Source organism: Tissierella sp., assembly GCF_052089545.1.
Classification (GTDB): Bacteria; Bacillota; Clostridia; order Tissierellales; family Tissierellaceae; genus Tissierella_A.
On record NZ_JBQDAA010000087.1, the window covers coordinates 1 to 9,020 of the forward strand.

Here is a 9,020-nt window from a genome sequence, read left to right on the forward strand (position 1 = left end):
ATATTTGTATGTCCATTTTCATACATGATCAAAAATGGAATTGATGCACGCCAGCCTGTACCACAATAGAAGGAAAGATGATTATCTAATGTAAAATCAAGATCTTTCCAAAGATCTTTCATTTCATTCATGCTAATATATCTTCCATCTTCGTGTGTATAATCTTCCATATGGTATGGATCACTACCACCCTTACCCCAAACAGCACCCTTTGGTTCACCTGCTTTTGGAATATAAGAATAACCACTTGTCTCACCTATAAATTCTATGTTAGAACGAATACTCACTAGACGAAAATTTGAGTCGTCCTTTAATTTCTTATTTACATCCTCAATTGATAGCAAAAATTATGGATTTGCAGGAACTTTTACGCCAAATTCTGTTGCTGGTGTTGGTAGATTGGCAATAGTTTCTAATTCATATCCTGACTTTTCCCATTCACTAAGACTGCCATCTAAGACCTTAACATTCTCTACACCTGCCCATAAATATGCATATGCTACTCTAGCTGTACCCGATACATCAGAACCATATAGAATAACAACTGTATCTTTTGAGATACCAAGATCAAGCATTGCTTGCCCTACTTCTTCTGGAGTTTTTAAATTCCAAAATGGTTCTCCTTCGATACTTGCAATATCTACATGGACAGCACCTGGTATGTGCCCCGTATTATAATCTGGACTATCAGCAGCTGTTCCCCAAGAAGCTTCTAAAATTATGTAATTCTTTGATTCCTCTTGTTCTCCATCAATAACACTTTTAACCCATTTTGGAGAAACAAATACCTTCTTTTCATCTATTGCTTCAACCATGTCACCCTTTTCTACTTCTTCATTTACCAGATTATTATCTGAACTCTTAGGTTCTTGACCACAACCAACAAATATGGTCATCATTAATACAAGCAAAAATAATAAAGCTAAATATCTCTTTTTCATTAACAAATCCCCTACTAGTAATTTTATATGATACTTGTTTTGTATCCATTTAAAGGATAACATGGGTCTATTCCAAAGTCCAATTCATAATATTAATGCTAAGGGCTTGTATCATTAATATTATCTATAATATATGTATGTCCTAGCATCAATAATATATCTTTGATCAAAGTAGTCTTTCTTCAAAAATCCTATAGTGTTCATATACATGTTCTACATATTCATCTACATTCTTTATTTTTGGTATAATAACTTTACGCATCTTTCCTTCCCCAATTAGCATTCCACTTTTTATGCTTTCCTCATCTGGACTAATATCTATAGTATTTTCTATAAACAGATGTGGATTTAATAAAGCTGCTACTGATACTATATCCCATATATATATTCCTTGATTTTGAAAGACTTTTCGTTCTCTATTAAACCAGTATATACTTTGGTCAAAAATCCATCTTTCAAATTCATTTCCCTCTTTCAGCTTATCAAATCTTTCTCTAGTAAAAAAACCATCTAAACAGGTATTTCCAGTGGCAATTATAAGATTTTCACCATGTTCCAATAGGTTTAAAGCTGCTTTATAGTTACAAGATAAATTTAATTCATTTAAAGTTTTCTTATTTATTCTTAATGGCTCAGTTATGCCTCCCATTAATGAAATAGATTTTATCTTCTCATAAAACTTATTATCTATCTGCCAAGCATGATGCAAATTTGTTAAGGATCCTATGGCAATTAAGGATAATTCTCCTTCATAGATATTAGCCATCTCCACTAAAAAGTTTGCTGCTTGATTATTTTCATAAGAATCTTTAGAACCTTTATAAACTGGGATGTGTGAACACCCAATATCTTTCATAAATTTAATTGTATTTGGATAAACTTTATCCAATTTATTGTTTCCAAATGTTGTGTTTATTCCTAATACTTCTGTATTTTCTTGGGCTAAAGCATATATTATTGCAAGCCCATCATCTATATCGCAGCCATCTATGGAAAAGGTATTATCACAATCTATAATTAATTTTCTCGACATAGCATCAATCCTCCTATTTATATAAACTTGCAATTACTTCAACATCTGCACCCTTTCTATACATATGTTGTAATTTTTGCATTCTTGCCATTGTCCTAAGTCTTCCTATCTTTATAAATAGTCTTTCTGAAGTGTTAATTTTTGTTTTTGTTAATCCTATCTTTTCCTTATCAGCCTTGATATCTATTGATAGTTGGTAATCTTCCATAAGGGGTATTTCTTTAAATCCACCTAATTCATTAAAATAATTTCTATCTATAAATATTCCTTGATCACCAAAGGCTATATTTCTTAGTCTAACTCTTAAGTTAGACATAAGGCCACATATTTTCATAATAATACTATTACTAGTAAATTTTATTTTAAAACATCCTACTTTATAACCTTGTGATATTATTCTGTGTATTTCATCCAATGCATTAGTAGGCAAAAAACTATCTGCATGTAAAAACAAAAGAATCTCTCCCTCTGCTAATGAAGCTCCATAGTTCATTTGATAAGATCGCCCTTTCTTAGGAGAGTATGTTAGTCTGTGCTTTTCTTCAACTCTTTTATTAGTTCCATCATCACTACCACCATCTACAAATATAATTTCACAATGATCTTTAAATTGCTCTAAGTTATATATTAAATCATTTATTCTTATAGCTTCGTTATAGACTGGAATTATAACTGAAATTTTCTTTTGCATATTAATATTCATTTAAATATTCTCTCCTTATCATATCTAGAAATTCTATAGACAAATAAGATTTTATTTTCTGGTATGTATATTCATTGGATATAATCTTGTCTGGATTTTGATAGTCTACATAAGCCATAGCACACCAGCTTATTCCTCTTAGACAGTTTATAGCTATATAGTTTTTTACACAATTCCAAAGTACTTTCTCATCTTTATATTGATTAGATATTTTGCAATATTCCTTTATAAAAAGATCTATTTCTTCTCTAGATAAAATTACATCTGTTTTCCAAAATGTTGTTGTCGGTGTTAAAAAGTGTCCCAAATCCTGTGATGGATATCCGTATATGGGTTTTTCCCAGTCTATTATGTAATTGTTCTGATCTTCTCCATTAATAAGGAAGTTTCCTGAATTTAACTCTGTATTTATTATGCTTCTAGTTCCTATATCATAAGTCTTTATATTTTTCCCTTTTTCTAATAAGTATTCTATCTTATTCATAACTTCTATATCTATATATTTTGATTTTCTATATTTTTCATACATATTTAAAGATTCTTCATAAATAGCTTGTATTGGATTTGCTGGTTTTATTAATTTATTAGTTTTTGATATAGATTGATTATGAACATCTGCTAATACCCGTGCTGCGATTTTTAAATCCTTTTTATAGTCCAAATGTTTGCCTGGGAGATATTCCATGATTAAAAATCCATAGGGCAGTAATTTTCTTCTATCATCATAATAAATGGGTTTAGGAGTCCTATTGCTTTTTTTTAACAATTCTAAAGCTTTGTACTCATATTTAATTTGATTATCTAAATCCATCTGACTATCTGTTGCTATTCTAAGTACTAGTTTCTTACCATATGTTTTCGAATTAAAAATATAGTTAATATTATATTCTCCTTGGCCTAAAATAGAAAATTCTTTATTATATCCTATACCAAATCTTTCTATAAAAAACTTATCTCTTCTTAATTTGTCTAGACATATCCTATTCATTTCCATCACACTTTACCATAATCTTATTGACTATCTTTCTTGTGTTTTCACAAGGAATACTCTCATCCTTTTTTAATATCTTATGTAATCTTATAAAATCACTCTTATCATCTATGTCTAATTGAATATTACCTTTACCATAAGATAGTCCCCTACTTTCTATTCTATCCAGGCTCTCTTCAAAAACTGAGCTCCTACTATATTCTATTTTAAATATATCTGGATTGGCTTTATTCATTCCAATTAAATAATATCCTCCATCATATGTTGGAGAAATAACTAAATCCTTTTCCTCTAGAATACTAAATGCTAATTCTATATCCTTCTTATTCAATAAGGGAAGATCACTTCCAATAAGAACTACCTTATGGTATTCTTTTAGAGAAATAGATATGGCATTATGCATCTTTTCTCCTATATCATTTCCCTCTTGTTTAACAAATTTTATGTCTTTATCTACAATATCTTTTAATCTATCTAAATCTCCAATGGATGAATAGCTAATAATTATATCTATTCCTATGGTTTTTATACTATTATAAATATCCTTTATAAAAGCTGTTTGCAATTCAACGCATAACTCTTTTGTTAAAAAAGGTTCTAATCTTGTTTTTATTTTGCCCAATTCGGGTATTCGTGTAAAAAAAATTATCGCTCTATCTCTCATTTCTATTACCTCTTTCTTTTCATATCTTACCCCAATATAAGAAGTAGCTTTTCTTCAACTTATGAAATGGCTATCCACTAATATTTCTTTAAGTGAACAGCCATTTTCAATATTTATTCTATTAAGTCAGTATATTCTTGTCCACCTTCTTCCCAAGCAGACATACCGCCTTCTAGGGTTATGATCTGATCTTTTGATAATCCCATTTCTATCAAAAGGTCTGTTGCTTTCTGTGCATAAGATTTTCCAGAATAGCATATTAAAACATACTTGTCATCTGGATTTCCAGTTTCACTCTCTGTTGCTTGTAAAAGACCTTTTTTCAAACTAACTATTCCTGCTTCGTCATCTCCACCTTTGTTAGCAGCATCCACATCCGCTTCATAAGATCCTTTTATATGACCTTTATTGTAATCCTCAACCTTTCTTACATCAAGCATTACATACTCATCTGACCCATCTTTAATTGAATCCATTAATTGATCAACTGATATGTACTCCATAGGATTCGTTTCTGAGCTTTCTGATTCCTGTCCACATGCAACCATCAATAATGATAGTATTAGTAGAATTGGAATTAATTTTAATGATTTTCTTTTAAACATATTATCCCTCCATTATTGTAATTCTATAATATCTTATAACAAATAAAAAGTAATTTCAAATAGATATTATCTATAAGATTTGTCTCAGTATTGGTTTCTCTAATAGTTATTTATTTAAATTCTTATACACCTATGTTTTTTCCCTTGTATCTATTAATCCATTTATTCATCAAATTTTGATTTATTTGTTCCATATCTTCAAGTTCTTCATTGAATAATAAATCTAATATATGGTATGAACTCTTTCCACCCTTTCTCATGGACTCTACACATTCTTGACAATATGTTATAATGTATTCTGTTTTTGCTTCCTGAGCTCTTCTTATAGTATGATCCTTTGCTATCTGCCCCTGGGTTATTGGAACCATACCTCCTGCCCCGCAACAAAGAGTTCGTCCTTTTTTAAATTCCATTTCTTCCACATTTAATCCTAAATCATCTACAATTCTTCTTATGGAATTGTGAATTTCCCCCTCATTTCTCGTAGGGCAAGGATCGTGGATTGTAAATTTTTTATCTGTATTTATAAACATGTCTTTTTTGTCTTCTGGAATTCCCACTTTAGATAACACTTCCCATAGAGAAACAACCTCTATATCCTTGCTCTTATTTCCAATAGTTATAAAACAATTTTGACATCCTGTAATTACTTTTTTTATGCCCTTTTCTTTAAATTCTTTCTCAAGGATTGAATAATACTCTTTAAACTTTTCCTCTTTACCCAAGTAATTAGTTGGTTTCCCACAACATTTTGTATATATACCAATACCTTCTATCTTACCCTTAAGATAATTATATGTTTTTTCTACTATTTTTGGGCTATATGCAAGAAGTCCACAACCTGGGAAAAATATAGTATCTGATTGTAAATTTTGAATATCAGAAGCAAATAGATTAGAGAAACTAAGCTTTTGATGTAGATCTATTCCCTTAGTATTTAGCTCTCCTGGAAGCTTACCATTGTTTATACCCACAGTATCTCTTCGCAATTCTAAGAATAAACTTTTTAGATCCACTGATGTTGGACATACCTTGGTACAGTATCCACATAACATACACGAATAAGGCATAGAGTATTGAAACTCTTTGGTATCTTTGAGTTCTACTAATAATTCTTTTGGCGAGTCACAAAACTTATCTAGCATAGGACAACCTTTCATGCACTGTTTACAACCTGTACATTTCTCTTCTTCTTTAATTATCAATTTCATAGTTTTATCTGATATTTTCACATTCTTCACCGCCCCTCTTATCTCAATCAAATTAAATTCGTTCTAATAACTTAAATAGTCTATTGTAAAAAGAGGGATTGACTCTATACTGAAGCAATCCTTCTTTAATTTTTATTTCATAGACTTTTTATTCCTGTCCATCCAAATCATCCTTACTGTATAAACTAAGGCACTAATTCCAAATAAAATTAGTAATCCACTTACAAATGTAGATGGATTAGATGATTTTGCTGCAGCATAGGAATAAACAATAGTTGCTGGTAATTGACCTAAACCAGTAGCTAAGAAAAATCCACCAAATGTCATAGGAGTTAATCCCGCTGCATAACTAATGGGATCAAAAGGAACAAATGGTAAAAGTCTAGCTACGAATATCGTATTTTTTCCATATCTTTCAAAGAAAATCTCTACTTCATCAAGAGCCATCTTGCTGGCAAATTTCTCAGCAACACCTCTACCATAAAGTCTTGAAATTCCAAAACATATAGCTGCACCAGCCATAGCACTGGACCAAGATAGTATAGCACCTTTCCACCATCCCCAAATTGCTGCATTTGCAAAAGTTATAAAGAATGCAGGTATAGGAGCAACTATAGATTGCAAAATCATCATTATAAAAGAAATTACCACTGCCCATGCTCCAAATGATCTAATATATTCCTTTACCGACTCTACATCCTTAAACGCACTAGTCATGCTTCTTAATCCATCATTCAATGGTTTAACAAAAACAAACAACAATATTACTACAACTAAAAGTAAAATTTTTATAAGTGTAGATTTTTTAATTTTATTCATTTATACCCCCTCCAATATTTTTTGTATTTCCTTACAACAATTGGAAATACTAGGACTGATAATATGAGTCTTATAAGTATCATTCTCATTTCATAGCTATGGCTATAATAACCTTTTTTTATTGAATAGACTAAAGTTGTGAGTGTAGCCCAAATAATTGAGTTAATCATATATTTTTTTGAGTTTAATTGCATAATCCCAGCAAAATAACTAATTAAATTAAAGTTTAAGGGTAATATTCTAATAAGTATGTTTACTAATACACTGTTTTTAATATAATTACTTCTATTCCCCTTTATATCTACTCTTTTTGTGATTAATTCTATTCTCTTAGATAGCAAGCTTCTTCCAAGATCATAGCAAATATAAGCTCCGATAATCCTGCCTACAAAACTTAAAACAAATCCCATTAATTCACCAAATACCTTTATATTTGCAAAAATCACAATTTCATACTTAAAGGGAAATATCAATGCTTGAAATATCATTAAAGCAATCGAAACTAAAGGTCTAACAATATCATATGAGTTCAGATATCCCGTTATAGACTCTGAACTCATTGAAGTAAACAACATAATAATCTCACTACTAAAAGACTTAAATGGTTCTGAGACTATATAAAATATTACTACAAATAATAATACAATTAAGTATATATAGCTTCTATTCGTTTGTTTTATATTTTTCAACTTTCAATAGCCTATTAATCATTCTCTACTTCATTGTGAACACACCATGTATTATAAGATCCATCATAATTTTTTACAACTTCAAAATCTAACATTTCCATAATTAACTGCATATAAGCTGATCTAATTCCAGAAGTACAATAAGCAACTACCTTATCAGTCTTTTTAATATTTGAATCTTCAAGCATAGATGTAATTTCATCATTGGATTTTAAATATCCATCAGAATCAAATAAGTCTGTAAATCTTACTTGAACTGCTCCAGGTATACGTCCACCTTTTGCTTCTCCATAATGAACCCCACCTTTAAATTCTTTATCTTCACGAACATCAAGAATTACATAGTCATCAAATGATACTTCTAATTCTTTTGTATCAATAACACGTTCATAGTTCAATGCATCTATTTCTACTTCTACAGGATCTAACTTTTTAACATCTTTTGACTCCTTCATTCCAACAGCTATAAGAGCATCTAAGCCTCCATCAACCATCTTTAGGTTTTCATAACCAGCAGCCTTTAGGGTCCATAAAATTCTACCATCTTCTCCCCAACCTTTAGGTCCCTGTGCAAACAAAATTATTTCTTTATCTTTAGATAATCCTAAATCACCAAGTTTTTTAGATAATACTTCTGGTTCAAGAATTAAGCCCCAATCATAATCTCCTTTTTCTTTCCCTTCGATATTAGATAGATTTTGCCATGAAGTTGTAGTTGCACCTTCTATTGTACCTTTCTTTGCAGCCTCTTCACCTCTAGCATCCATTAATATAATATTCTCGTCTTCATAATTATCCTTTACATAATTTGCATCTACCATATATTCACCTGAAAATACAACTTCCTTTAATACCTTTTCAGAATTACAAGCTATCATTGAAAATGTAAGAAGAAATACTAATACTATTAACCACCCTTTTTTAATATTCATTTAATCCATCCCCCTTTTTAGTTAAGTAAAATAATTTCATTCTAATTATCATTATTTTAAATTATCTCCCTATATCAACCCCTTAAATAAAGAAATTATTTGTCTTAGATTATACTTTCACTTCTCTTTTTATAAATACCTTTTATGATAAAGGATACTATAAATAATAATATTAGCATAATTATGGCTTGATAAAATCCTTTTGAACCAGCTTCATTAGTCTTATCCCCAAGGTTTGTATATACAATGATTCCAGGAAGTGATCCTATTACTGTTGCTATAGAAAAATCTCTCAACCTAATATCAGACAAACCTGCACTATAGCTAACTACTTTAAAAGGAAATAAGGGTATAAGTCTAAGCATTAGAATCAATAAGATACCACCTAATTTATTATCCTTATTAAACAAAACTAAATCCTTTTTTATTAAC

At 30.1% G+C, this 9,020-nt stretch carries 12 protein-coding genes; all 12 read right to left on the reverse strand.

Features of this window, described 5'->3' with window-relative positions; all coding sequences use genetic code 11:
* On the reverse strand, positions 1–344 hold a 344-nt coding region (locus tag ACTHW2_RS07530; protein WP_442263334.1), incomplete at its 3' end, for a sulfurtransferase.
* A 3-nt stretch (positions 345–347) separates the two neighbouring features.
* On the reverse strand, positions 348–941 hold the full coding sequence (locus ACTHW2_RS07535) for a sulfurtransferase (protein WP_442263335.1): 594 nt from the start codon (positions 939–941) through the stop codon (positions 348–350).
* A 166-nt stretch (positions 942–1,107) separates the two neighbouring features.
* Positions 1,108–1,974, reverse strand: a complete 867-nt coding sequence (locus tag ACTHW2_RS07540; protein WP_442263336.1) for a nucleoside hydrolase — start codon at positions 1,972–1,974, stop codon at positions 1,108–1,110.
* 13 nt (positions 1,975–1,987) lie between these two features.
* Positions 1,988–2,677, reverse strand: coding sequence for a TIGR04283 family arsenosugar biosynthesis glycosyltransferase (locus tag ACTHW2_RS07545; RefSeq protein WP_442263337.1), 690 nt, complete (start codon positions 2,675–2,677; stop codon positions 1,988–1,990).
* A complete protein-coding gene (locus tag ACTHW2_RS07550) occupies positions 2,667–3,665 on the reverse strand; it encodes a phosphotransferase (protein WP_442263338.1) in 999 nt (332 codons plus the stop codon). The genes ACTHW2_RS07545 and ACTHW2_RS07550 overlap by 11 nt, the downstream gene beginning before the upstream one ends.
* Entirely contained in the window at positions 3,658–4,332 is a 675-nt protein-coding gene (locus tag ACTHW2_RS07555) for a TIGR04282 family arsenosugar biosynthesis glycosyltransferase (protein ID WP_442263339.1), read from the reverse strand. Before ACTHW2_RS07555 ends, ACTHW2_RS07550 begins: the two co-directional genes overlap by 8 nt.
* 113 nt (positions 4,333–4,445) lie before the next feature.
* Complete coding sequence (locus tag ACTHW2_RS07560; protein ID WP_442263340.1) at positions 4,446–4,937, reverse strand: rhodanese-like domain-containing protein; 492 nt, start codon at positions 4,935–4,937, stop codon at positions 4,446–4,448.
* 122 nt (positions 4,938–5,059) lie between these two features.
* Positions 5,060–6,169 carry a (Fe-S)-binding protein gene (locus ACTHW2_RS07565; protein ID WP_442263341.1) on the reverse strand — a complete coding sequence of 370 codons (1,110 nt, stop codon included), beginning with the start codon at positions 6,167–6,169 and terminating at the stop codon, positions 5,060–5,062.
* A 111-nt stretch (positions 6,170–6,280) separates the two neighbouring features.
* Positions 6,281–6,967, reverse strand: a complete 687-nt coding sequence (locus tag ACTHW2_RS07570; RefSeq protein ID WP_442263342.1) for a TVP38/TMEM64 family protein — start codon at positions 6,965–6,967, stop codon at positions 6,281–6,283.
* On the reverse strand, positions 6,964–7,656 hold the full coding sequence (locus ACTHW2_RS07575) for a TVP38/TMEM64 family protein (RefSeq protein WP_442263343.1): 693 nt from the start codon (positions 7,654–7,656) through the stop codon (positions 6,964–6,966). Before ACTHW2_RS07575 ends, ACTHW2_RS07570 begins: the two co-directional genes overlap by 4 nt.
* A gap of 14 nt (positions 7,657–7,670) precedes the next feature.
* Positions 7,671–8,588, reverse strand: coding sequence for a sulfurtransferase (locus ACTHW2_RS07580; RefSeq protein ID WP_442263344.1), 918 nt, complete (start codon positions 8,586–8,588; stop codon positions 7,671–7,673).
* 104 nt (positions 8,589–8,692) lie between these two features.
* The coding region (locus tag ACTHW2_RS07585; protein WP_442263345.1) for a TVP38/TMEM64 family protein at positions 8,693–9,020 on the reverse strand (328 nt) is incomplete at its 5' end.

Excerpts from the sequence above, each read along its gene's own strand:
- ACTHW2_RS07535 (WP_442263335.1), bottom strand. The coding sequence starts at position 941 with ATGAAAAAGAGATATTTAGCTTTATTATTTTTGCTTGTATTAATGATG.
- ACTHW2_RS07540 (WP_442263336.1), bottom strand. The coding sequence starts at position 1,974 with ATGTCGAGAAAATTAATTATAGATTGTGATAATACCTTTTCCATAGAT.
- ACTHW2_RS07545 (WP_442263337.1), bottom strand. The coding sequence starts at position 2,677 with ATGAATATTAATATGCAAAAGAAAATTTCAGTTATAATTCCAGTCTAT.
- ACTHW2_RS07550 (WP_442263338.1), bottom strand. The coding sequence starts at position 3,665 with ATGAATAGGATATGTCTAGACAAATTAAGAAGAGATAAGTTTTTTATA.
- ACTHW2_RS07555 (WP_442263339.1), bottom strand. The coding sequence starts at position 4,332 with ATGAGAGATAGAGCGATAATTTTTTTTACACGAATACCCGAATTGGGC.
- ACTHW2_RS07560 (WP_442263340.1), bottom strand. The coding sequence starts at position 4,937 with ATGTTTAAAAGAAAATCATTAAAATTAATTCCAATTCTACTAATACTA.
- ACTHW2_RS07570 (WP_442263342.1), bottom strand. The coding sequence starts at position 6,967 with ATGAATAAAATTAAAAAATCTACACTTATAAAAATTTTACTTTTAGTT.
- ACTHW2_RS07580 (WP_442263344.1), bottom strand. The coding sequence starts at position 8,588 with ATGAATATTAAAAAAGGGTGGTTAATAGTATTAGTATTTCTTCTTACA.